The following is a 21,276-nucleotide window of genomic DNA, read 5'->3' on the forward strand; positions in this document are numbered from 1 at the left end:
GAGCGTGACCGAATCGGTGCTGTACGGCGGGACGTCGACGGCGCGGGTGCGCATACACCACCTGCAGCAGGCCAAGGAGCGGGGCGAGAAGTGGGCGATGCTCACCGCCTACGACACGTTCAGCGCGGCCATCTTCGAGGAGGCCGGCATCCCCGTCATGCTCGTCGGCGACTCCTCGGGCAACGTCGTCCTCGGGCACAGCAGCACGGTGCCGGTGACCGTCGACGACCTGCTCCTCATGACCAAGGCCGTCACCCGCAGCACCAAGCGGTCGCTGATCGTCGCGGACCTGCCCTTCGGCTCGTACGAGTCCGGCCCGCAGCAGGCGTTCGACACCGCTGTCCGCATGATGAAGGAGGGCGGCGCGCAGGCGGTCAAGCTCGAGGGCGGGCTCCGGGTGGCTCCGCAGATCAAGCTGCTGCACGACTCCGGCATCCCGGTCATGGCGCACATCGGTTTCACGCCGCAGAGCGAGCACGCCCTCGGCGGCTTCCGGGTGCAGGGACGTGGCGCAGGGGCCGAGCAGCTGCTCACCGACGCGCGCGCCGTGCAGGAGGCGGGCGCGTTCGCCGTCGTCATGGAGATGGTGCCCGCGGCGATCGCGGCTCAGGTGACCAAGGAGCTGGTCATCCCCACGATCGGCATCGGCGCCGGCCCGGACTGCGACGCCCAGGTGCTCGTCTGGCCCGACATGGCCGGGATGACCAGCGGCCGGGTGCCGAGGTTCGTCAAGAAGTACGCCGACCTGCGGTCCGAGCTGCTGCGGGCGGCCCAGGAGTACGCCGACGAGGTGCGGGGCGGGACCTTCCCCGGCCCCGAGCACTCCTTCGAGTAAGCCCGCGTGCGGTCAGCGGGTCGGTGCTCGCAGGGTGGCCTGGATCCGGTCGAGCAGTGCGTCGACCTGGTCCTCGTCGTAGCCACGCTGTGCGAACGCCGGCTTGCGGAAGATGACGTCGCGGACCTCCTCCGCCGTCAGCTCCGGCGTGCGCCCGAGCGAGCGCGCGGTCAGCGCCTCGGTCGCGCGAACCAGGAAGGCGTCCACCTCGCCCGGGGCGTACCCGCGCCTGCCCATGGGCGGCCGGCCCAGCTCGACCGCCCGCAACTCGTCCGCGGTGATGGCGGCGCCCTGGCGCCAGGAACCAGGGGCATCCCGGAGCGTCCGCTCGACCTGCTCGAGCAGCGCGTCGACCTCGTCCTCGTCATAGCCGCGCCCCTTGCCGAGGCCCGGCTTGCGGAAGACCGCCCGGTGCACGTCGTCCGCGGTCATGCCGGGCGCCCGCCCGCCCGCGAGGGCATCCAGCGCGTCGGCGGCCCGCGCGAGGAAGGCGTCCACCTCGGTGGGCTCGTAGCCCTTCTTCCCCCAGCCCGGGCGCCCCGGTCGCGCCGCTCGCACGGCGGCGCCCGTCAGGCCCGCCATCAGACGTCGGTGACGCGGATGCCGGCGTGCACCTTGTACCGGCGGTTCACCGACACCAGGTTCACCGTCAGCGCCTCGACCTGGCGGGCGTTGCGCAGCCGGCCGGCGTAGATCCCGCGCATGCCCGGCAGCCGCCCGGCCAGCGCCTGCACGGTGTCCATCGACGCGCGGTCGTCGCCGACCACCATCACGTCGCCGTCGATCGTGGGCTTGGAGAGGTCCTCGAGCAGCCGCGCCGACAGGTGGTGGAAGGCGCCCACGACGTGCGAGTCGGGCAGCAGCGCGGCGGCCTGCTGGGCCACGCTGCCCTCCTCGACGTCGAGGACGTAGGCGCCGAGCTCGTCGAAGCCCATGGGGACGACGCAGTCGACGACGATCTTCCCCGCCAGCGGGGCGACCAGCTCGCGCAGCGTGTCGGCGTGCCCGGCGTAGGGGACGGCGACGATCACCAGGTCGGCGGCGCCGGCGACGTCGGCGTTCGATCCGCCCTGGACCGACACCTCCGCGCCCGCCGCGGCAGTGCCGGCGCGGGTCGCGACCTCCGCGGCCACCTCGGCGGCACGCTGCGCGTCGCGGGACCCCAGGAGGATCCGCTGCCCGGCGGCCGCGAGGCGGACGGCCAGTCCCCGGCCCTGCGGTCCGGTGCCACCCAGCACTCCGACGACGAGTTCCTCCACCGCACGACCCTCGGTCACGTCAGCCCCCTCCGCGGTGCCGGACGGCCCGGCCTCCGGTCCCGATCATGCAGGGGACCGGAGGACGACCGTCAGTCGCCCTCCCACTCGCGGTCCTCCTCGGTCAACTGCTCCTCGCGCTCGGCCACCGTCGCCAGCGCGCGCTCGGCCTCCTCGCGGGTGGCGTACGGGCCGAGCCGGTGGCGTTCGGCGCAGCCGTCCCGCGGCTCGACGGCGTTGTGCTTCAGGCAGTAGAACCACGACCCTTCGGCCATGCCAGCTCCTCTCGGTGGGGGCTCCGGTCCGCGCAGCGTACGCCCGCACCGAGCGACGGCTCCGCCACGGACCGTGCGACGGAAAGCCCCGAAATGCGGAACGGTGCTGCATCCTGCTGCCGTGACCGGCCGGCCCCCGCACACCGCTGCGCCCGGTGAGAGCCCTGCCGAGCCGGCCGCGGCCACCGGTGCGGACAGCCGGGTGGCGGCGCTGTCCCTCGCGGCGCTCCTGGTCATCGGGGCGCTGATGGGCTCGGCCAACCTGCTCGTCGACGGCGTGCTGCGGGACGGCCCGGCACCCTGGGCGTACGGCACGACCATGCTGGCGCTGCTCCTCCTGGGCGCCGATCTGGCGTCGCGGCGGCGGATCGGTCGCCTCCAGACCGTCGCCCTCGTCCTGCTCGGTGACCTGACCTACCTCGTCGTCGTCCTCTGCATCGCGGACCCCCTGCGCTACGCCACTCCCCTGATGCTGCTGTTCCCGAGCCTGGCCGCCGCCTGGTTCCTCGACCTGCGGCCGCTGTGCGTGCACCTGTTCGTGACCACCGCCGTGTGCGTGGCCGCGCTCTGGCCGAGCTACGACAGCACGCTCGGGCTGCTCGTCCAGGCCGGCGTGAGCGCCTGCACGCTCAACGCCGCGGCGGTGGGGGTCTTCGTCCTGCGCCGACGCGTGCAGCGGCTCCTGGCCGCCACCCAGGCCCTCAGCCGCCGGGACCCGCTCACCGGGCTGCACAACCGCCGCTATCTCGACGAGCAGGCACCACGGCTGTGGCGGCAGGCGCGGCGCGAGGGCACCTCCGTGAGCGCGCTGGTGCTCGACCTGGACCACTTCAAGCAGCTCAACGACGAGTTCGGGCACGCCGTCGGCGACTCCGTGCTGGGCGCCGTGGCCGGAGCGCTGTCGGCGACGGTCCGGCCGGCCGACCTCCTGGCGCGGACGGGCGGTGAGGAACTGGTCGTCCTCGGCGCGGTCGGCGACGTCGCGGAGGCGCGGCGGCTGGCCGAGCGGCTCCGCACGGCGGTGTCCGCGGTCCGCAGCCCGGACGGGCATGCGGTCACCGCCTCGGTCGGGGTGGCCGTGGCCCGTCCGGCCGACGGCGAAGATCCGGTCGCGCGGCTGTGGCGGCTGGTCGACCGGGCCGACATCGCGATGTACGAGGCGAAGCGCGGCGGACGCGACCGCGTGGCCGAGGCGGTGTCCGACCTCCCCCGCGCCCTCGGCGTCCGGGTGCAGGAGTCCGCGCGGACCTAGCGACCACGCCGTCGACCGGTGGACCGGGCGGTTGTCTGTTTCGCTAGGGGCATGTCGCTCGTCCTGCCCGATCCCACGCGGCGGGTACCCCTGCCCCTGCGCGAGCAGGCCGACGTGCGCGACCGCTGGCTGACGCAGCGACTGCTCGACCTGTTGCCCGGCCTGATGGACCGCGCCGGCATCGACCTGTGGATCGTCGCCGGGCGCGAGTACAACGAGGACCCCGTGCTCGGGACGCTGCTGCCGGCGACCTGGCTGTCGGGCCGGCGGCGGACGATCCTGCTCCTGCACCGCAGCGACGACGGCGTGATGCCGGTCGCGGTGTCCCGGTACCCGATCGGCCAGTTCCTGCCGGCCGCCGTGCTCGCGGACTCCGGAGCCGGCGGTGACTGGGGCGTGGTGCGCCGGTTCGTCGAGCAGGCCGACCCCGCGCGCATCGGCATCGACGTCTCGGCCGACTTCGCCCTGGCCGACGGCCTGTCGCACACCGAGCACCGCCTCCTGGTCGAGGCGCTGGGTCCCTACGCCGACCGCCTGGTGCCGGCCGAGCGGCTGGCGGTCGGGTGGCTGGAGACCCGGCTGCCCGAGGAGATCGCCGCGCTGCACGCGCTCAACCGGCTCGCGCACGAGGTCATCGAGGAGGCCTTCTCCGGCGCCGTCGTCGTGCCCGGCACGACCACCGCGCTCGACGTCGCCTGGTGGTTGCGCCAGCGACTGCACGACCTCGGGGTCGAGCCGTGGTTCCAGCCCTCGGTCACGCTGCAGCGCGCCGGGGTACCGCTGGTCGAGCAGAGCGGGGCGCTCCTGCCCGGGGTCCCCTACGACGCCGTCGTCGAACCCGGCGACCTGCTGCACTGCGACGTGGGGCTGACCAGCCTGGGCCTGCGCACCGACACCCAGCGCAACGCCTACGTGCTGCGGCCGGATGAGGACGCCGCTCCCGAGGGCCTGCGCGCACTGCTCGCCGTGGGCAACCGGATGCAGGACCTCACCACCGCCGCCCTCGAGGTGGGGCGCACGGGCAACGAGGTGCTCGCCGCGGCCCGCGAGGCCGCCGCGCGCGAGGGCATCGACGCCGACGTGTACTCCCATCCGGTCGGCGTGCACGGTCACGGGGCCGGGCCGGCGATCGGGCAGTGGGACGCGCAGACCGGGGTTCCCGGTCCGGGCGACTACCCGGTGCATCCCGACACCGTCTACGCGCTGGAGCTGGCCGTGCGGCGGCCGGTGCCCGAGTGGGGCGGGCAGTGCGCCCGCATGGGTCTGGAGCAGGGCATCGCGCTGACGGCGGCGGGCGTGCAGTACCTCGACGGCCGGCAGACCGAGCTCCTCCTGGTCCCGGCCGGCTGACCGTCGGAACGGCTACTTCTTCGACTTCTTGCGGGCGTCCGCGGTCTTCTTGTCGCTGGCCTTCTGGATCGCGTCGACCAGTTCCTTCTTCTTCATCGTCGACCGCCCCGAGATGTCCAGCTTCTTGGCCAGCTTGCGCAGGTGCTCCTTGGTGGCGTTGGCGTCGACGCCGCCCTTGGTCTTCCGGTTCGTGCCGCGGCCGCCCTTGGCCTGCTCGTCGGAGGGGCCCTTCTTGCCGCCCTCCTTGGGCGCCCAGTGGTCGCCGACCTTCTCGAAGGAGTGCTTGACCGCGGCCCACGCGACCTGGTTGGCGCGGCGTTCGTCGCCGTACTCGTCGGCGGCGGAGTCGTGCGCCTTGGCGAACGTGCGCTGGGCCTTCTTCGGCGACCGCTGGAGCGTGCTGGGCAGCTCCGACTTCTTGGCGTCGCCCTTCTTCGTGGTCTTCGGCATGACCTCTCCTCCTCGCGTGCTGGCTCCGCCCCTACCCGGTGCGCGCCGCATGATCACCTGGGCGGTCACCCGATCGGTGGGGCGAGCGACGGGACGAAGATGCCCGTCCCGTCGCACCCTGGCGTCAGGGCATGTCGGCCGTGTCGGACGACTGCCGGTGCCCGCCCTGGGCGTCGTCCGCGTCGGGATGGAGCGTCCGCTCCTCCGACTCGGCGAGGATGATCTCGGCGGCGACCTCTTCCATGCCGCTGCCCCGCATCTCCTCCTCCTCGGGCAGGAGCTCGGCGCGCGTCTCGATGTTGCCCTCGGTGACGTTGGCGAGGGCCTCGGGGCTCGGCTTCTTCTGGGTCGTCATCAGAACCGCTGCTGCTCGGTGCCGATGCCCAGCGCCTCGGCGACCTCCTGGACGTTGCCGAACTGCTGGCCGGCGGGGAGCCGGCGCAGGTCGGCCAGGACGCCGTCTGCGTCGGCGGTCTCCTGGGCCTTCGCGATCAGCTGGTCGCGGTCGGCCGGCCAGATCTCCTTGCCGAGGACCTCGGCGATCGCGGCCCGGCGCTCGATGCCGCCCTCCGAGGTGCCGGGTGAGGTGGCGGGCTGGTGGGGGTCGGTCACGGGGTGCTCCTTCGTCGTGGGGTGCGGGCTCATCGGCCTGCGTCGGTCGAGTCGTCGGTGTAGCGCAGGATCGCGGCCACCGGCGCCCCGCCGAGTGCCGAGCGGGGCGCGATCACCACCGCGGCCGCGCTGGCGACGGCAGCCTCGACGAGCGCCCGGTCGGCGGGGACGACCTGGCCGTGGATGCCGAGGGCGTCCATGTCCTGCTGCTTCACGCCGAGCTCCAGTGGCGAGCCACCGACCAGCAGGGTGTCGTCCTCCTGCTCGTCGGCGAGGACGAGCGTCTCGACCTGCCCCTTCCTCAGTGCCTCGACGACGTGTTCGGTGCCGGTGACCGACAGCCCGTGGGCGCTCGCTCCCTGCACCTTCTCCACGGCCTCGGCGACGTCGCGGGCCTCGTGCTCGGCGACCAGCTCGGCCGCGCGCCGGTCCACCGGCTCGCGGTCGGCTCCGGCCGCCCGGCCACCCTCCTCCATGGAGACGACCAGGTCCGACCAGCCGGCGGCCGCCGTGTCCGACAGGATCTGCCGGGCCCGGACGTCACCGGCGAGCAGGACGAACCGGAGGGGCAGGCGGCGCGCGAGGGAGCCCACCTCGTCGGCGACCCGGCCGAGGTTCTCCTCCCACTGGTTCTCCGCGGTGTGCATGTAGGTGTTGTGCGCCCAGCCGCCGACCTTGACCTTCCGCATGTGGAAGGTGTCGCCCTCCACCTGCTTCTCGTCGACCTCGCCGGATGCTCCGACGACCGAGACGTCGGCACCCACCCGGTCGGCCACGACCACGGCGTGCGGCACCCGTCCGGCGAGCCGCCGCAGCACCGGGAGGAGGTCCGGCTGCGGCGACCACACCGCCAGCGCCTGACCCGGCGCGTCGGCGAGGACCTCGTCCAGCACCACGGAGCCGTCGGCGGACACCACCACCGCCCGGCCGCGCAGCGTTCCGGCCGCACCGCCGTCGTTGCCCTCCAGCAGCCGGGCGCGCACCGCCTCGACGACGGCCTCCGGGGCGCCCTGCTCGGTGAGCTGCTCGGCGATCGCCCGGACGCGGAGCTCGAGCTCGGCGTCGGCGTTCTCGGTCGTGTGCGTCACGTCGGCGCACACGGTGGCGTAGGGCCCGGAGGCGGCGAAGACCGGCTGCAGGAAGGACACGTCCATGACGTCGGGGCAACTCCTCGATCGAACGGCTGACGCGGCGCCCGTGACCGGGCCGCGGCGTCGGGTCTGAGCCGCCTACCCACCGACCCGGGGCTCACACCCCGTGTCGGATCCGGGAGGCCCGGGTAGGCGGGTCGGCATGACCGAGCACGACCAGTTGCCGATTCCCGACCACGACCAGCTGCCGGTGGGAGGGCTGACCTCGCGGATCCGGACCCTGGACGCGCAGGGCCTGCAGACGCTGCTCACCTACGAGCGCGGGCACGCCAACCGCGTCCAGGTGGTGCAGATGATGGAGCACCGCCTGAAGGGGCTGGAGGAGGGCGGGCAGCCATCCGGAGGCGATCCGGCCGCGGCCGCCGCCGACGACCCGACGCACGCGTCGGCCGGCTCGAAGGTCTCCGAGGCGACCACCGGGCCGCCGGTGAACCCGCCGTCCCAGGGCGACCCGACCAACCCCGCCCAGCCGCGGTAGCAGGAACGGGGCAATCCTGTCGTGCCGAGTGGGGGCCGAAGGCCTCCGCGCAGGCGCGACGAAGCGGCTCATCTCAGGTCGGGGACGGCTCGTGGTGGCGGTGTCGTCCGGAGGACGACGATGTGATCGCCGCGGTGTCGTCCGGAGGACGACCGAGTCACACCGTCACAGCACTCGCATGAGCTCCATGACGGCCGGTCCGACGACGACGATCATCAGCGCCGGGAGGATGCAGGCCATCAGCGGGAAGACCACCTTGACGGGGATCTCCATGGCCTTCTTCTCGGCCCGCTGCCGGCGCTTGTCCCGCAGGTCCTCGGCCTGGGCGCGCAGCACGTCGGCCACCGCGATGCCGTAGGAGTCCGCCTGGTTGACCGCGGCGACGAAGCGGCGCAGGTCCTCCACGTCGGTGCGCTGGGCCAGCGCGGCGTACGCCTCGCGCCGGGGGCGACCCACGGTGATGTCGTGCAGCGTGCGGGACAGCTCCTCGGCCAGCGGCCCCTTGCCGTTGGCGGCGGCCCGGGTCAGGGCGGCGTCGAAACCGAGGCCGGCCTCCACCGCGATGGTCATCTGGTCGAGGGTGTCGGGCAGCGCGTTGCGGATCGCGTCCTGGCGCTCCGTGCCCCGGCCGTAGACGACGAGGTCGGGCACGAAGTAGCCGCCGACGGCGAGGCCGGCCGCCACCAGCAGGGTGAACGGCCCCGGCGTCGCCGCGAAGGTCAGCAGGCCGATGACCGCGCCGGTTGCACCCACGATCAGCTTGGCCCACAGCGCACGGCTCATCCCACGGCCGCCGGCGAACCCGGCCAGCCCGATGAGCCGGCGCATGCGTGCGGCCGCGCGATCCGGCGTCAGCACGCGGAGCAGCGCGTCGAGCCCGGTGCCCCGGGACTCCAGCGAACCGACCTCCAGCACCCGGGCACCGAGGCCCCAGGTGAGGTTGCGCCGCGCGATGGCCAGGGTGCGGCCCGACGTCGCGAAGGCCTGGTTCACGAGGTAGGCGGCGGGCGCCACCACGAGCAGCACGCCCAGCAGCACGGTCGCAGGCATCAGAACCTCACCTTCACGGTCGAGCGCAGCCACAGGCCGCCGACGGTCATCAGGCTCGCGGCCAGGAGCAGCAGCAGCTGGCCCGATCCGGTGCCGGTCAGGGGGGCCGTGTAAGCGGGCGAGACGATGCTGAGCAGGACGAACACCGCCACCGGCAGGACCATGAGGACGACGCCGGACAGCCGGCCCTCGGCGGAGAGGGACTCCGCGTGCCGCCGGATCTGGTTGCGCTCCCGAATGGTGGTGCTCACGCCGTCGAGCACCTCCGCCAGGTTGCCGCCCACCTCGCGGTGGATGGCGATGGCCTGGACCACCCAGGCGAAGTCCTCGCTCCCGGTGCGGTCGGCGACCTCCTGCAGCGCGACGTTGATGTCACGCCCGACGCGGGTCTCGTTCACCACGCGGGTGAACTCCTCCGACGTCGGCGCCTGGGCGTCGTGGGAGACCGCGTCGACGGCTCGCAGCACGCTGTGGCCGGCCCGGAGGCTGCTGGCCAGCAGGTGCAGCGTGTCGTCGAGCTGGTCGACGAACGCGGCCTGGCGCCGATGGCGGTACCGGTCGACGACGACCTTCGCCACCAGGGGCGCAAGCAGCGCGAACAGGACCGCGAGCAGCGGACCGCCCAGCACCACGCCGACCATGGCGGCGACGACCGCGCCGGCGGCCGTGAGGACGACGACCTCGGCCGGCCGGCGGGTGATGCCGGCGCGCTCGAGCGCCTCCTCCAGCAGGTGCTGGCGGCCCGCCCGCTTGAGCAGCCGGTCAGCCACCGCGGTCGCGTCCTGCAGCGCTCCGGCCAGACGCGAGGAGGCCGGGGCGGCGCTCGGGTCCAGCCGGTGCAGCGACACCCGTGCCCGACCGGCTCCGGCGACCAGCGCGATCGCGATGATCAGGCCGGCTCCGAGGCACAGCAGGCCGACGAGCTCGAGGCCGCCCATCAGCCGGCCCCTCGCACGCGCGGCCGCTCCGCCGACGCACCGAAGACGCGGGGCGAGAGGGAGATGCCCAGATCGGCGAACTTCTCCGCGAAGCGCGGCCGCACACCGGTGGGCACGGCCTTGCCCAGGAACCGGCCGTTGAGGTCGGTGCCGGCCGAGTAGTCGAAGAGGAAGGCGTCCTGCAGGGTGACGGTGTCGCCCTCGAGACCCTGGACCTCGGTCACGTGGGTGACCCGACGGGTGCCGTCCCGCAGCCGGCTGATCTGCACGATGACGTCCACGGCGGAGGCCACCTGCTCGCGGACGGCGCGCAGCGGCAGGTCCATGCCGGCCATGAGCACGAGCGTCTCGAGCCGGGACACCGCGTCGCGCGGGGAGTTGGCGTGCACCGTCGACAGCGAGCCGTCGTGGCCGGTGTTCATCGCCTGGAGCATGTCCAGGCTCTCCCCGCCGCGGACCTCACCGACGACGATGCGGTCCGGCCGCATGCGCAGCGAGTTGCGGACCAGCTCGCGGATGCCGACGGCACCCTTGCCCTCGATGTTCGCCGGCCGCGACTCCAGCCGGACGACGTGGTCCTGCTGCAGCTGCAGCTCGACGGCGTCCTCGATGGTGATGATCCGCTCGTTCGCCGGGATGAACGACGACAGCACGTTGAGCAGCGTGGTCTTACCGGTACCGGTACCACCGGAGACGACGATGTTCAGCCGGGCTTCCACGCAGGCGCGCAGCAGCTCGGCCATCTCCGGCGACATGGTGCCGAAGGCGACCAGGTCGCTGACCTGGAACGGCTTGCGGGAGAACTTCCGGATGGTCAGCGACGACCCACCGAACGCCAGCGGCGGGATGATCGCGTTGACGCGGGAGCCGTCGGCGAGCCGGGCGTCCACCAGCGGCGAGGACTCGTCGATGCGGCGTCCCACGCGGGAGACGATGCGCTCGATGACCCGGCGCAGGTGGTCCTCCGAGGCGAAGGCCACCGTCGACCGGGTGAGCTTGCCCGCCCGCTCGACGTAGACCATGTCCGGCCCGTTGACCATGATCTCGCTGACCGTCGGGTCGTCGAGCAGCGGCTGCAGGGGGCCGTGGCCCAGCACCTCGTCGGTGACGTCGGCGCTCAGCCGCTGACGGTCCTCGGCGGTCAGCGGGGTCTGCTCGTTGGCGAGCACCCGCTGCAGCTCGGCACGCACCAGGGCGTGCAGCTGCTCCTCGGGCATGTCCGGGTCGTTGAGCTTGGTGCCCAGCCGGTCGAACAGCGCCAGCGTGGCCCGCTCGCGGAGGCGGTTGAGCCCCTCCCCCGGCGAGTTGACCTCGGTCGCGATGGACCGGCCGGCGTCGCCGTCGCCCCGCTGCTTCGGGACCGATCCCACCCGCGCAGCCAGGCTCTTGGCCTCCTCGGCCGCCGCCTCGCGGGCGAGCCGGACCGGGTCGGCGCCCAGTGCCTGCTCCCCGCGCGCCTCGGCCAGGCGCTCGTTGAGACTCATCGGGAACCCACCCGGAACGGCAGCCGGCCGAGCAGGCCGGCCGGGCGCTCGTCGGCGTCGGGCAGGAAGCGGGCCAGCAGCTCGCGCAGACCCCGGCTGACGGCGTCGCGGTTGCTGTCCTGCAGCAGCGGGACGCCGGTGTTCGTGGACAGCGAGACCGTCGAGTTGCGCGGCAGCACGATGTCCAGGGGCTCGCCGACCGCCTTCTCGACGTCGGCCAGCGACAGCCCGTTGGCGGGGTCGGTCATGTTGAGCAGCAGGTGCAGCTCCTCGGGCACCAGGCCCAGCTCGCGCAGGACGTCGAGTTCCTTGCGCAGACCACGCACGCCGGGCACGTCCCCACTGCTCATCAGCACCAGGTCGGTGGCCCGCTCGAGGGCCACCAGCGTGTGGTCGGACAGGCCCGGGGCGGTGTCCACGATGACGTGCCGGAACTCGTGGCTCAGCGTGTCCAGCAGCCGGGCGACCTGCTCGGCGGAGACCGCGTCACCGGAGGCCGGCGAGTCGCTGCCGGCCACGACGTAGAGACCCGTCGGGTGCCGGCTGAGGAAGGTCTTCAGCACCAGCGGGTCGGTGCTGGCCGCCCCGTGCACGGTGTCCGGCAGGGTGTAGTCCGGCACGAGGGCGAGGGCGCTCGCCACGTCGCCGAACTGCATGTCCAGGTCGACCAGCACGGTCGACCCCATCCCGGACTGCGCGAGCCCGACGGCCAGGTTCGTCGAGACGGTGGTCTTGCCGACCCCGCCCTTCGGCGACGCGACCACGATCAGGCGGTGGTCGGGCTGCCGCGTGGTCTCCTGGATGGTGGCCTGCAGCCGGGTCTGGGCACGCTCGTCGGCACGCTCCAGGACGGCGGTGACCTCCGACAGCTCCGCGTCGGGAGTGAGGACGTCACGGACGCCGGCACGCATGGCGGTGACCCAGAGGTCGGCGTCGGCGTCGGCGACGATGACGACGCTGGTCGCCGGCCGGGCGAGGTCGACGGCCTCGGCGAGCTCCAGCGCCCGCCCGAGGGCCACGTCCGGCCCGAGGACGACGACGTTGGGGAAGCCGGCCTCCTCGACCCGCGCCAGCAGCCCGCCGTGGACGTCGAGGTGCTCCACGGTGAGGTGGACGAGGTCGCCGTCGGTGGCCCGGGCGAACTGCTGCTCGAGCGCGGTGTCCGCGCCGATGATCAGGACCTTGGTCACGTCAGTCTCCCGGGGTGGTGTTGGGGGCGTCGTCCAGCGACAGCCACACGGCGTTGTCGTACATGCCGGCGATGACCGTGGCAGCCTGCTCGGCGGTGAGCGCAACGGTCACGGTGACCATGGAGCCCAGCGCGGCGGAGCCGTCGACCTCGTTCACGCGGATCACCTCGACGTCGCCGTACACGCGCTCGCTGGCGGTTCCGGCGTCGGTCGCCCGGGTGAGGTAGACGGCGACGCGGTCGCCCTCCTCCAGGTGGCCGCCTGTTGCCCGCTGCGCCTCGAGGGTGAGGCTGACCTGCTCCCGACCGTCGCCGACGGGCTTCGCGGCGGCGGCGTCCGGAGCGAATCGCTGCTGAGTGAGTCGGTCACCCGGCAGCATGCCGGTCGAGGTCGGGGTGTCCCCCAGCTCTGCGAGGTCGGTGAGCGGCTTCTCGTCCCTTCCCATCAGCCGCTTCGGCACCTCAGCGAGCGAGACCTTGGCCTCGAGCTGGTTGGCGGGGGTGCCCCTGGGTATCGCGGCGTCGGCGACGAGGACCTGCACGGTCTCCTCGCTGGCGCGGGCCCGCTCGTCGGCGCCGCCGACGTAGCTGATCAGCAGCACCGCGCCGACCGCGGCCAGCACGAAGGCCGCGACAGCGGCGAGGATTCGACGTTGCATGGCAATCACCGTTCCGTGAGGAAGACGGATCGGGCACCCAGGTCGGGAGCCGATGTGGGACGGGGTGCGTCGGAGAGTTCGACGTGAGTGGTGAAGTGGCCGTCGATGCCGAGGCCCTTGGGGCTCGCCTCGGTGCCGGTGAAGAGCCGGATCAGGAACTCGATGACGGCCCAGAACTTCTCCCGCGGGGTCATCTGCGACCACGGCTTGTCGCCGCCGAGGTCGTAGCCGGAGACGTGGAAGGCGGCGAAGCCGTACACGCGGTCGACCCCGCCCACCGCCTCGATCACCGGCAGCAGGACCGTCTTGCCGGCGAGGCCGAACAGGTGGTCGGCCTTGCCCTCGCAGGCATTGGGCATGCGGGTGGCGCCGGCGCTGGACCGGGTCACCTGAGCGCCGACCTGGGTGGTGGTCCGGCAGACCGAGCCCGAGTCCGTGTTCAGCCAGACGAACCGCAGCGTGGTCTGACCGTCGCCCGTGCAGCCGGAGTTGCTGGCCTCCATGTTCACGGCGGGCCGCGTCCGGTGCTTGTCGTACTCGCACCGCGCGATCGCCAGGGGCAGCTGCGCCGTCGCCCGGCTCATCCCGCTCCAGGCCGCCGTCGACGTGGCGGCGACCGTGGAGGAGTCGTGGCCGAGGACCGGCGCGAACCAGTGATTCTGCCGCGCAGTCGCCGTCACCGTGACCGTCTGGCCGAAGGGGTCGGCGGGGGCGACGGCGACGGTCGAGGTCGGCGTCGTGGCGCCCACCTGACCGGCATTGCGGACGACCAGCGAGCTCGCCGTCGCGGCCGTGTCGCCGCCGCAGGTGGACGGGTTCCAGGCGCAGTCCGTGGCGATCGCCAGTGCGGCGGCGTCGGCTCCGTTGCGCAGCTGCTGCTGCTCGGAGCGCAGGGCGGAGACGTCGATGGCGATGGCCGCGCAGCCCAGGAGCGGGACGAGCATGAGGGCGACCATCACGCCCACCGCACCGCGCTCGTCGCGGGCGCGTGCGCGCCAGCCGCGGAAGGTCAGGCGCCGCATCGCATGGCCGCCTTGCCGGTGAGTTCGACGCCGGCGCCGCCGAAGAGGCCGGCGACGAAGGTCTTGCGATGACGGACCGTCACGGTGACCGTGGTGCGGCTGCCGGGCGCGACGGCCGCGCAGGACGCCGGCGACACCGAGATCTGCGAGTCACCCAGGGTCAGCCCGTTGGCGGCGGCCCGGACGGCGTCACGCGCCTGGGCCGGGGTGTCTCCGAGCGCCATCGACCGGGCACCCTCGCGGGCTGCGGCGGAGAGCGACGCCTGGTCGTGGAAGGCCTTGCTGAACTCGACGATGCCGAGCAGCAGGAGGAGGAGCACCGGCGCGATGAGCGCGAACTCGACCGCGGCGGCACCGCGCTCGCCGAGCAGGCGTGCGGCGACCCGGCGGCGGCCGGGCACATGCGTGCGGATGGGGCTGGACATCGCGCGGGCTCCTTCCTGCGTGCGAGAGGGGTGCTCGAGGGGCGCTGCGTCGCCCGGGGACAGGGGGCGGCGCGGGGGCGTGGGGCGGCGCGGTCACTGCGGAGCGACCGCGCCGCCGGCCACGACCCGGGGCGACTCGGTTCAGCTGGCGCCGGTGCCGGTGCCCCCGCCGCCGCCCAGCGAGATGCCGTTGAAGAGGGCGGTGATCTTGCCGCCGAAGATCGTCATCGCGCCGGCGATGACAGCGGCGACGGCCGCGACGATCAGCGCGTACTCCACCGCGGTGGCGCCCTTCTCGTCGTTCTTGATCGCCTCGAGGCGGTCCTGGGCCAGGTAGCCCAGCAGCTGCAGAGCGATGAACGGGTTGATCACGGTGATCTCCTAGGAGGTCCGCCGTCGACTGATCGGGCCGTGGTGACCGGGGTCGCGGCTCCATCAAGATCGGGCTCCGGGAGCCAAAGCGGCAGGGGTTCGGGGGACGCCGTCACCCTGAGGAGGGACCTCCGAGCAGGGGGTATCAAGGTCGCCGGACGTGACCGGCTAGCCCGATCGGGCGTCCCCCGGACGCTCGATCCGGTGACCCACAGTCACGGCAGAGGGATCAGAACAGCGGGTCGAGGCCGATCCATTCACCGCTCAGGACGGCGGCCACCAGGGCCCCGGCGAGCAGCGCCGGACCGAACGGCAGCTCGGTGGAGCGCCCCGCGCGCCGCACGGCCAGCAGGGCCAGCCCGAGCACGGCCTGGAGCAGGAATCCGACCAGGAATCCGAGCAGCACGACCGGCCAGCCCAGCCATCCCAGGACCAGTCCGAGGAGGGCGGCGAGCTTGACATCACCCATCCCCAACCCGCTCGGGGAGATCAGCGCCAGCACCAGCCCGACCCCGAAGGAGACCGCGCCGGCGAGTGCCGCGCGCAGCAGATCGGGCCAGGCGTCGTCGACCGCCGCGGCGACGGTCAACAGCACGAGGACCGCGAGCGTGGCCGGGAGGAGGACACGGTTGGGGAGCAGCTTCGCCCGCAGGTCGATCACGGCGAGCACCAGGCCCGCGCTGACGAAGACCAGCCACGCGGGCAGCTGCGCGGTGAGGCCGAAGCGCAGCAGGACCACCGCGAACAGCGCCGCGCCGAGCACTTCCAGCCAGGGGCCCGGAACCGCCCGCTGGGCGCTGCCGCGCTCTCGCTCCGCCCACGGATGGGCACCGGCCAGCTGGTTGGCCACCGCGCCGGCGCCCAGGCCGAGCCCCGTGAGGGCGACGAGCGCGATCACGGAGCGCACGGGAGGGAAGACGGCGGCACGGCGGCCACCCTGGCACAGCGCCGTCCTGCGACCGGGGAGGTGGCGGGCAAGCGCCCGACCCGACGCCTCCTCGCCGCGTTGCCGTGCAGGTGTCACATGCGCGCTCGGACCCCTGGTCCGGCGGAGCGAGGTGCGCCAGGCTGACAGGCACGGGGATCCCACCCAGTTCTGCTGCGGGAGGCACCGTGAAGGAACTCAAGTGCCGCGACGCCGGATTCGACTGCGACGCCGTCGTCCGCGGCGACACGATGGACGAAGTGATGGCTCAGGCGCGCCCGCATGCCGAAGAGGTCCACGGACTCGAGGTCACCCCGGAACGGGCTGCCCAGATCCGGGGCCTCGTCCGCGACGTCTAGACCGGCGAGGCCTCCGTCGTCCGCGTCACGACGAGCTCGCCCACCTCGAGCCGGCCCACCCGCAGATCGCGGATGTCGGCGCGGCCGATGGCCAGCCGCCCCACGGCCAGCGCACCGACCGCCGCAGCTCCGACGGCGAGCGCACCCACCGCGAAGGCCCCGGTCGACGCGGCGCCGAGTGCCACCGCGCGGACGGCCACGGCCCGGACCGCCACCGGTCGCGCGACGACCACCGGCCGGTCCCTCCTGCTGACGTGCCCCGATCGAGCCTGGTGTCCCATGGCGATCCCCTTCCGTCCGGGACGGACGACCAGGATCCCGCCCCGGTGCCTCGCAGGGAAGACGGTCGGTCGCGGAGCGGAGGACGACGGACGAGTCGGCCTGTACGCCGGGTTCTGTCCACGGGTGCCTTGCGGCCTCCCGATGGGCGGTCATCCATCTAGGCCTGCCGTTGCCGGCAGGCTCGAGCGGTCTACCCGCAGGCTCGGGCGGGCCGCCCTCGAACGCCTGCGCAGGACGGCGGCGAACCGTCGTCCCTCTTGACCTTGCTCCGGGTGGGGTTTACCGAGCCACACCGGTCACCCGGTGTGCGGTGGTCTCTTACACCGCCGTTTCACCCTTACCAGCCGCTCTGCCGAAGCAGCACCGCTGGCGGTCTGTTCTCTGTGGCACTGTCCCGCGGGTCACCCCGGGTCGCTGTTAACGACCACCCTGCCCTGTGGAGCCCGGACGTTCCTCGGCGACGGGGTCTCCCCCGCCGACGCGACCGCCCAGCCGACTCGTCCGTCGTGCCGGCCAGTCTAGGCGCACGTCAGCCCCAGTAGAGCCGGAAGCCCACGCGGCGCCGTCCGTCCTCGGTCAGGGTGGACATGTCCACGATCTGCCGGGCCTGGTCCTCGACGGACTCGTCGGAGAGCAGCTCCAGGTACCGCCGGTGCTCGACCAGGGACGCCACGGCCTGCTCGACCTGGTCGGCGACATCCACCTCGTGCGGTGGGTCGAGCAGCTCCCCCACCGCGATGTACTGCACGCCGCTCCACCGCTCCTCGGGCAGATCCGGGAAGATCCACTCGTTCCCCGCGTCCGCCACGGCGTCCAGCACGCTCTGGCCGAGCGCCTGGTGGTCGGCGGAGTTCAGGTAGGCCGGCGAGACGCCCGGCGGCGTCCACGTCGGCCCGAAGTACCCGGTGACGACGAGCTCCGGCCGGTGCCGCCGGATCGCCCCGGCCAGGTCGCGCCTCAGGTCCGGCCCGGGCACGAGGACGCCGTCCCGGTGGTCGAGGAACTCCACCTCGCTCACGCCGACGACGGCGGCCGAGCGGCGCTCCTCCTCTTCGCGGATCGGCCCCGCTTCCTCCGGCGGGACACCGGCCATGCCGGCCTCACCGCGGGTGGCCAGCAGGTAGTGCACCTCCTTGCCGGCCGCCGTCCACACCGCGACGGCCGCCGCGATGCCGTACTCGATGTCGTCGGGATGGGCGGCGACGACGAGGGCGCGCTGCCAGTCGTCGGGCAGGGGCTTGGGTGGCATGGCCCGAGTCTGGCGCAGGATGGGGACATGGTCGACGACGCCGATCGCGCGCACCTGCGCCGATGCCTGGAACTGGCCCGGGCCGCACTGGACGCCGGCGACGAGCCGTTCGGCTCCGTGCTCGTGGACGCCCGGGGGCAGGTGCGCTTCGAGGACCACAACCGCGTGGCCGGCGGGGACGCCACCCGGCACCCGGAGTTCGAGATCGCCCGGTGGGCGGCAGCGCACCTGACCGCCGAGGAGCGGGCGGCCGCCACCGTCTACACCTCCGGGGAGCACTGCCCGATGTGCTCGGCCGCGCACGCCTGGGTCGGGCTCGGTCGCATCGTCTACGCGAGCTCCGCGGCGCAGACCAGCCGGTGGTACGCCGAGTTCGGTGCTCCCCCCGCCCCCGTCCGGCCGCTGCCGATCACCGAGGTGGCCCCCGGCCTCGTCGTCGACGGCCCCGTGGCCGGGCTCTACGACGAGGTGCGCGAGCTGCACCGGCGGTTCCTGGCGAGGTGACCGAGGGCGGGCCGTAGGCTCGCCGCTCGTGTCCGCCCTCGATCTGCTCGTCGCGGCGGCGGTCGCGATGATCGCCGGCGGCATCAACTCCATCGCCGGCGGCGGCTCGCTGATCCTCTTCCCCACCCTCGTGGCGCTCGGGCTGGGCACCGTCGAGGCGAACGTGACCAACTCGGTCGCGCAGTGGCCCGGCTACCTCGGCGGAGTGGCCGGCTTCCGCCCCGAGTACCGCGGCCAGCGGTCGCGGATCGTGCGCCTCGGGCTGGTCGCCGTCCTGGGCGGCACCGTCGGCAGCGTCCTCCTGCTGACCACACCGACCGAGGCCTTCGACGTCGTCGTCCCCGTGCTGGTGCTGCTGGCGAGCTCGCTGCTCGCCCTCCAGCCGCTGGTCACCGCGCGGCTGCGCCGGCAGGACGACGACGCCGCCGCCGGGGACCCCGTGTGGCTGTACGTCGCGCTGTTCCTGGCCACGGTCTACGGCGGGTACTTCGGCGGTGCCCTCGGGGTGATCCTCGTCGGCGTCCTCGGCCTGGCCCTGCACCGGCTGAAGCTCGCCAACGCGCTCAAGTCGGCGCTGTCCGCGGTCACCGCCTCGGTCACCGTGGTCGTGTTCGGACTCTTCGGCGACGTGCACTGGGGCGTGGTGGCGGTGGCGGCACCGGCCGGCCTGCTCGGCGGCTTCGTCGGCGCCCGCATCGCCACCCGCATCCCGACGGCCCCGTTGCGGGCGTTCATCGTCTGCTTCGGCGTCGCGGTCTCGGTCTACCTGTTCCTGCGCATCTGATCCCCCACCGCACTGCCCCGGAGGGGTGAGCCGCCCGGGCTGGCGTTCATCGGCTCCCGGCACCGGCCGATATGTCCCCCATGCCTGCTCCTCCGCGCATCCGGCTGCTGCCGGGAGCTCCGCGGTGGCTGCTCGCCCTCTTCCTGCTCGTGACCCTGCCGTACCTGGGACTGGCGATCACCCGGCTGATCACCCCGGACGCGGTCGGGGGCCTCAGCGCGCGCCTCGACGTCCCCCTGATCGTCGCGATGCACCTGCTGCTTCTCGCCCTGCTGACCTGGAGGGCCCGGGCCGTGGCGTCCGAGCGGCCGCTGTGGAACCGGCTGGCCCTCGGTGCGGCCGTGTTCGTCACCGCGATCGCTGTCTCGCTCGTGCTCGCGCTCATCCCGGCCAGCGAGTCGGTGGCGCTGGCTCCGCTGTACTGGTCAGGCGTCGCGGCCTTCCCGTTCTGGTACGGCGGCCTCGTGCGCTGGAACCGGCACAGCACCAGCCTGGCCGACCCCAACGACGTGATCAACGGCGTCGCCGCGGTGCTCGCCGTCGCCGCGGTGCTCAACCTGTGGCTGGGTGCGCGAGGGCAGTTCGCTCGCCGCCCTCCCGTGGTGGGAGGTGCAGGCCGCGGTCGCCCAGTTCGCCGTCTGCTTCGTCATGCTCGGCACCACGCTGACCCTCCCGTTCCTGGGCGCCATGGGTCGCGACACCCGGATGTGGCTGGTCACGGTCTCCCTGACCGCAGGCGTGCTCGGCGCCGTCGGCACGCTGGCCGCCGGCGGCCAGGGGGTCGGCTGGGGGGCGGCCTTCCACCCCGTGTTCCTGCTGGGCCTCGCCGTCGCGGCCACCCTCCGCTCCCGCCGGTCGGCGCCGCGGCCCACGGACCCCACGGCGGCGACCATCGGCGCCTACGTCGTCATCGTGGGCTCGACCGCCACGCTGGCCCTGTGCGCGCTGACCGACGGCCCGGACATCGCCACCTGGTGCGCCGGGTTCGCCGTCGTCGGCGGCGGCCTGCGCATGGCCGTCAACGTCCGTGAGCTGGCGCAGCTCGCCGTCAGCCGGCGGGAGGCCCTCACCGACGAGCTGACCGGGCTGGCCAACCGGCGAGCGGTGCTGCGCCGAGCCGAGGAGCTGTGCGCCGAGCGCATGCCCCTGGCCCTCGCCCTCCTCGACGTCGACAAGTTCAAGGAGGTCAACGACGCCCTCGGCCACGCCGCCGGTGACGACCTCCTGCGCATGGTGGCCCAGCGCCTGGAGTCCGCGCTGCGGCCCGGTGACCTGCTCGGCCGGCTGGGCGGCGACGAGTTCGCCGTCGTCGCCGTCCTGGGCGAGGCCGACGCCCCCGAGGACGCCGCCCTGCAGCTGGCCACCCGCCTGCACGACCGGCTCGCCGAGCCGTTCGCCGTCGGCGGCCTGTTCGTGCACGCGTCCGCGAGCATCGGCGTGACGACGACGGCGACCGCCTGGCTCGACGCGTACGGTCCGGCCCGCCTGCTGCGCCAGGCCGACGTGGCCATGTACGACGCCAAGCGCAGCGGCATCGGCGTGGCCCTCTACGACCAGGACCGCCACGCCGAGAGCAGCGGGCACCTCGCCCTCGTCGAGGACCTGCGCGCCGCCCTGGCCGGTGACCAGCTCGTGCTGCACCACCAGCCGCAGATCGACATCGACACCGGCCGGGTCACCGGCGTGGAGTCCCTCGTGCGGTGGACGCACCCCACGCGGGGGCAGGTCGCACCCATGGAGTTCCTCCCGCTGGCCGAGGTCCACGGCCTCATGGGCCCGGTCACCGAGGCGGTGCTCGGACAGGCCGTCACCCAGCTCGCCGACTGGCGCCGCCGCGGCCTGCACCTGCGGATGTCGGTCAACCTGTCCGCGAGCAACCTCCTGGACACCGGGCTGCCGGCCCGGGTGTCCGAGCTGCTGTCGCGGCACGCCGTCCCGCCGGCGTCGCTGGTGCTCGAGGTGACCGAGAGCGTGCTGCTCTCCGACCCGGACCGCAGCCTGTCGGTCGTCCGCGCGCTGGCCCGGCTGGGCATCACCGTCAGCATCGACGACTTCGGGACCGGCTACTCCTCGCTGGCCTACCTGCGCGACCTGCCCGTGGCCGAGCTCAAGCTCGACCGCTCGTTCACCGCCGACCTGGTCACCTCCGCCCGTTCGGAGGCGATCGTCGCGAGCACCATCGAGCTCGCGCACCGGCTCGGACTGCGCGTCGTGGCCGAGGGCGTCGAGGACGACGTCACGCTGCAGCGGCTGCAGTCACTGGGCTGCGACGTCAGCCAGGGCTATCTGCACGCCCGCCCGCTGCCCGCCACCGAGCTCGAGCAGTGGCTGGCCGACCGGACGGCGACCCTCCCCGCGCTCTGACGTCGCTCTGG

At 73.6% G+C, this 21,276-nt stretch carries 26 protein-coding genes and 1 other RNA gene; 8 read left to right on the forward strand and 19 right to left on the reverse strand.

Features of this window, described 5'->3' with window-relative positions; all coding sequences use genetic code 11:
- Window positions 1–4 precede the first annotated feature (4 nt).
- Complete coding sequence (panB, locus tag BN344_RS01915; RefSeq protein WP_040336797.1) at window positions 5–835, forward strand: 3-methyl-2-oxobutanoate hydroxymethyltransferase; 831 nt, start codon at window positions 5–7, stop codon at window positions 833–835.
- Window positions 836–847: 12 nt separating this feature from the next.
- Here the strand turns inward: panB and BN344_RS20950 are convergent, their stop codons facing one another.
- From BN344_RS20950 to BN344_RS01935, 3 genes are all read right to left on the reverse strand, one after another.
- Entirely contained in the window at window positions 848–1,417 is a 570-nt protein-coding gene (locus BN344_RS20950) for a DivIVA domain-containing protein (protein ID WP_051515441.1), read from the reverse strand.
- The gene (gene npdG / locus BN344_RS01930) at window positions 1,417–2,112 is read right to left on the reverse strand and encodes an NADPH-dependent F420 reductase (protein WP_040336798.1); all 696 of its coding nucleotides are present in this window, start codon (window positions 2,110–2,112) and stop codon (window positions 1,417–1,419) included. The genes BN344_RS20950 and npdG overlap by 1 nt, the downstream gene beginning before the upstream one ends.
- 71 nt (window positions 2,113–2,183) lie before the next feature.
- Window positions 2,184–2,366 carry a hypothetical protein gene (locus tag BN344_RS01935; RefSeq protein WP_040336799.1) on the reverse strand — a complete coding sequence of 61 codons (183 nt, stop codon included), beginning with the start codon at window positions 2,364–2,366 and terminating at the stop codon, window positions 2,184–2,186.
- A gap of 121 nt (window positions 2,367–2,487) precedes the next feature.
- Between BN344_RS01935 and BN344_RS01940 the strand changes: the two genes are divergently transcribed.
- Both BN344_RS01940 and BN344_RS01945 read left to right on the forward strand, forming a co-directional pair.
- Window positions 2,488–3,618 (forward strand): GGDEF domain-containing protein, encoded by a 1,131-nt coding sequence (locus BN344_RS01940; RefSeq protein ID WP_231486421.1) that lies wholly within the window; start codon window positions 2,488–2,490, stop codon window positions 3,616–3,618.
- 51 nt (window positions 3,619–3,669) lie between these two features.
- A complete protein-coding gene (locus tag BN344_RS01945; RefSeq protein WP_040336800.1) occupies window positions 3,670–4,968 on the forward strand; it encodes a M24 family metallopeptidase in 1,299 nt (432 codons plus the stop codon).
- A 12-nt stretch (window positions 4,969–4,980) separates the two neighbouring features.
- Here the strand turns inward: BN344_RS01945 and BN344_RS01950 are convergent, their stop codons facing one another.
- The 4 genes from BN344_RS01950 to BN344_RS01965 form a co-directional block, all read right to left on the reverse strand.
- Window positions 4,981–5,418: a ChaB family protein gene (locus BN344_RS01950; protein WP_040336801.1), complete on the reverse strand. Its 438-nt coding sequence runs from the start codon at window positions 5,416–5,418 to the stop codon at window positions 4,981–4,983.
- A 124-nt stretch (window positions 5,419–5,542) separates the two neighbouring features.
- On the reverse strand, window positions 5,543–5,773 hold the full coding sequence (locus BN344_RS01955) for a hypothetical protein (protein WP_040336802.1): 231 nt from the start codon (window positions 5,771–5,773) through the stop codon (window positions 5,543–5,545).
- The gene (locus BN344_RS01960) at window positions 5,773–6,030 is read right to left on the reverse strand and encodes a DUF2795 domain-containing protein (RefSeq protein ID WP_040337795.1); all 258 of its coding nucleotides are present in this window, start codon (window positions 6,028–6,030) and stop codon (window positions 5,773–5,775) included. Before BN344_RS01960 ends, BN344_RS01955 begins: the two co-directional genes overlap by 1 nt.
- Before the next feature lie 29 nt (window positions 6,031–6,059).
- Entirely contained in the window at window positions 6,060–7,184 is a 1,125-nt protein-coding gene (locus BN344_RS01965; RefSeq protein ID WP_040336803.1) for a baeRF2 domain-containing protein, read from the reverse strand.
- A gap of 139 nt (window positions 7,185–7,323) precedes the next feature.
- On the opposite strand from BN344_RS01965, the gene BN344_RS01970 reads away from it, so the two are divergent.
- Window positions 7,324–7,659 (forward strand): hypothetical protein, encoded by a 336-nt coding sequence (locus BN344_RS01970; RefSeq protein ID WP_040336804.1) that lies wholly within the window; start codon window positions 7,324–7,326, stop codon window positions 7,657–7,659.
- 165 nt (window positions 7,660–7,824) lie between these two features.
- On the opposite strand, the gene BN344_RS01975 is transcribed toward BN344_RS01970, so the two are convergent.
- From BN344_RS01975 to BN344_RS02015, 9 genes are all read right to left on the reverse strand, one after another.
- Entirely contained in the window at window positions 7,825–8,709 is an 885-nt protein-coding gene (locus BN344_RS01975; protein ID WP_040336805.1) for a type II secretion system F family protein, read from the reverse strand.
- Window positions 8,709–9,647: a type II secretion system F family protein gene (locus tag BN344_RS01980; protein WP_040336806.1), complete on the reverse strand. Its 939-nt coding sequence runs from the start codon at window positions 9,645–9,647 to the stop codon at window positions 8,709–8,711. Before BN344_RS01980 ends, BN344_RS01975 begins: the two co-directional genes overlap by 1 nt.
- A complete protein-coding gene (locus BN344_RS01985; protein WP_040336807.1) occupies window positions 9,647–11,131 on the reverse strand; it encodes a CpaF family protein in 1,485 nt (494 codons plus the stop codon). Before BN344_RS01985 ends, BN344_RS01980 begins: the two co-directional genes overlap by 1 nt.
- The gene (locus BN344_RS01990) at window positions 11,128–12,321 is read right to left on the reverse strand and encodes an AAA family ATPase (RefSeq protein ID WP_040336808.1); all 1,194 of its coding nucleotides are present in this window, start codon (window positions 12,319–12,321) and stop codon (window positions 11,128–11,130) included. Before BN344_RS01990 ends, BN344_RS01985 begins: the two co-directional genes overlap by 4 nt.
- A 1-nt stretch (window position 12,322) precedes the next feature.
- Window positions 12,323–12,979, reverse strand: coding sequence for an RcpC/CpaB family pilus assembly protein (locus BN344_RS01995; RefSeq protein WP_155858709.1), 657 nt, complete (start codon window positions 12,977–12,979; stop codon window positions 12,323–12,325).
- Window positions 12,980–12,984: 5 nt separating this feature from the next.
- Window positions 12,985–14,001 carry a pilus assembly protein TadG-related protein gene (locus BN344_RS18810; protein WP_051515445.1) on the reverse strand — a complete coding sequence of 339 codons (1,017 nt, stop codon included), beginning with the start codon at window positions 13,999–14,001 and terminating at the stop codon, window positions 12,985–12,987.
- Window positions 13,989–14,426, reverse strand: coding sequence for a TadE/TadG family type IV pilus assembly protein (locus BN344_RS02005; RefSeq protein ID WP_081788306.1), 438 nt, complete (start codon window positions 14,424–14,426; stop codon window positions 13,989–13,991). The genes BN344_RS18810 and BN344_RS02005 overlap by 13 nt, the downstream gene beginning before the upstream one ends.
- 141 nt (window positions 14,427–14,567) lie before the next feature.
- Window positions 14,568–14,798, reverse strand: a complete 231-nt coding sequence (locus tag BN344_RS02010; RefSeq protein ID WP_040336809.1) for a Flp family type IVb pilin — start codon at window positions 14,796–14,798, stop codon at window positions 14,568–14,570.
- Between the two features lie 229 nt (window positions 14,799–15,027).
- A complete protein-coding gene (locus tag BN344_RS02015) occupies window positions 15,028–15,696 on the reverse strand; it encodes a prepilin peptidase (protein ID WP_231486422.1) in 669 nt (222 codons plus the stop codon).
- Window positions 15,697–15,911: 215 nt separating this feature from the next.
- On the opposite strand from BN344_RS02015, the gene BN344_RS19330 reads away from it, so the two are divergent.
- Window positions 15,912–16,082, forward strand: a complete 171-nt coding sequence (locus tag BN344_RS19330; RefSeq protein WP_081788307.1) for a DUF1059 domain-containing protein — start codon at window positions 15,912–15,914, stop codon at window positions 16,080–16,082.
- Here BN344_RS19330 and BN344_RS02020 read toward each other — a convergent pair.
- The 3 genes from BN344_RS02020 to BN344_RS02025 form a co-directional block, all read right to left on the reverse strand.
- The gene (locus BN344_RS02020) at window positions 16,079–16,315 is read right to left on the reverse strand and encodes a hypothetical protein (RefSeq protein WP_040336811.1); all 237 of its coding nucleotides are present in this window, start codon (window positions 16,313–16,315) and stop codon (window positions 16,079–16,081) included. The genes BN344_RS19330 and BN344_RS02020 overlap by 4 nt on opposite strands.
- Window positions 16,316–16,450: 135 nt before the next feature.
- Window positions 16,451–16,864: RNase P RNA component class A (gene rnpB, locus BN344_RS18990), an RNA gene on the reverse strand.
- 29 nt (window positions 16,865–16,893) lie between these two features.
- Window positions 16,894–17,613, reverse strand: a complete 720-nt coding sequence (locus BN344_RS02025) for a PIG-L deacetylase family protein (RefSeq protein WP_040336812.1) — start codon at window positions 17,611–17,613, stop codon at window positions 16,894–16,896.
- 27 nt (window positions 17,614–17,640) lie between these two features.
- Between BN344_RS02025 and BN344_RS02030 the strand changes: the two genes are divergently transcribed.
- The 3 genes from BN344_RS02030 to BN344_RS02045 all read left to right on the forward strand — a co-directional run bounded on the left by BN344_RS02030 (window position 17,641) and on the right by BN344_RS02045 (window position 21,265).
- The gene (locus BN344_RS02030) at window positions 17,641–18,117 is read left to right on the forward strand and encodes a nucleoside deaminase (RefSeq protein ID WP_040336813.1); all 477 of its coding nucleotides are present in this window, start codon (window positions 17,641–17,643) and stop codon (window positions 18,115–18,117) included.
- A gap of 28 nt (window positions 18,118–18,145) precedes the next feature.
- The gene (locus tag BN344_RS02035; RefSeq protein WP_040336814.1) at window positions 18,146–18,901 is read left to right on the forward strand and encodes a sulfite exporter TauE/SafE family protein; all 756 of its coding nucleotides are present in this window, start codon (window positions 18,146–18,148) and stop codon (window positions 18,899–18,901) included.
- A gap of 567 nt (window positions 18,902–19,468) precedes the next feature.
- Window positions 19,469–21,265 (forward strand): putative bifunctional diguanylate cyclase/phosphodiesterase, encoded by a 1,797-nt coding sequence (locus BN344_RS02045; protein ID WP_051515446.1) that lies wholly within the window; start codon window positions 19,469–19,471, stop codon window positions 21,263–21,265.
- Window positions 21,266–21,276 lie beyond the last annotated feature (11 nt).

It is taken from the genome of Candidatus Blastococcus massiliensis AP3 (assembly GCF_000582785.1).
Classification (GTDB): domain Bacteria; phylum Actinomycetota; class Actinomycetes; order Mycobacteriales; family Geodermatophilaceae; genus Blastococcus; species Blastococcus massiliensis.

Bases quoted from the DNA above. Each gene is read 5' to 3' on its own strand.
- BN344_RS01985 (WP_040336807.1), bottom strand. From the start codon at position 11,131: ATGAGTCTCAACGAGCGCCTGGCCGAGGCGCGCGGGGAGCAGGCACTG.
- BN344_RS01980 (WP_040336806.1), bottom strand. From the start codon at position 9,647: ATGGGCGGCCTCGAGCTCGTCGGCCTGCTGTGCCTCGGAGCCGGCCTG.
- BN344_RS01975 (WP_040336805.1), bottom strand. From the start codon at position 8,709: ATGCCTGCGACCGTGCTGCTGGGCGTGCTGCTCGTGGTGGCGCCCGCC.
- BN344_RS01965 (WP_040336803.1), bottom strand. From the start codon at position 7,184: ATGGACGTGTCCTTCCTGCAGCCGGTCTTCGCCGCCTCCGGGCCCTAC.
- BN344_RS01955 (WP_040336802.1), bottom strand. From the start codon at position 5,773: ATGACGACCCAGAAGAAGCCGAGCCCCGAGGCCCTCGCCAACGTCACC.
- BN344_RS01935 (WP_040336799.1), bottom strand. From the start codon at position 2,366: ATGGCCGAAGGGTCGTGGTTCTACTGCCTGAAGCACAACGCCGTCGAG.
- BN344_RS02030 (WP_040336813.1), top strand. From the start codon at position 17,641: ATGGTCGACGACGCCGATCGCGCGCACCTGCGCCGATGCCTGGAACTG.
- BN344_RS01945 (WP_040336800.1), top strand. From the start codon at position 3,670: ATGTCGCTCGTCCTGCCCGATCCCACGCGGCGGGTACCCCTGCCCCTG.
- BN344_RS01995 (WP_155858709.1), bottom strand. From the start codon at position 12,979: ATGCAACGTCGAATCCTCGCCGCTGTCGCGGCCTTCGTGCTGGCCGCG.
- BN344_RS01950 (WP_040336801.1), bottom strand. From the start codon at position 5,418: ATGCCGAAGACCACGAAGAAGGGCGACGCCAAGAAGTCGGAGCTGCCC.
- BN344_RS01970 (WP_040336804.1), top strand. From the start codon at position 7,324: ATGACCGAGCACGACCAGTTGCCGATTCCCGACCACGACCAGCTGCCG.
- BN344_RS18810 (WP_051515445.1), bottom strand. From the start codon at position 14,001: ATGCGGCGCCTGACCTTCCGCGGCTGGCGCGCACGCGCCCGCGACGAG.
- BN344_RS02005 (WP_081788306.1), bottom strand. From the start codon at position 14,426: ATGTCCAGCCCCATCCGCACGCATGTGCCCGGCCGCCGCCGGGTCGCC.
- BN344_RS02025 (WP_040336812.1), bottom strand. From the start codon at position 17,613: ATGCCACCCAAGCCCCTGCCCGACGACTGGCAGCGCGCCCTCGTCGTC.
- BN344_RS20950 (WP_051515441.1), bottom strand. From the start codon at position 1,417: ATGGCGGGCCTGACGGGCGCCGCCGTGCGAGCGGCGCGACCGGGGCGC.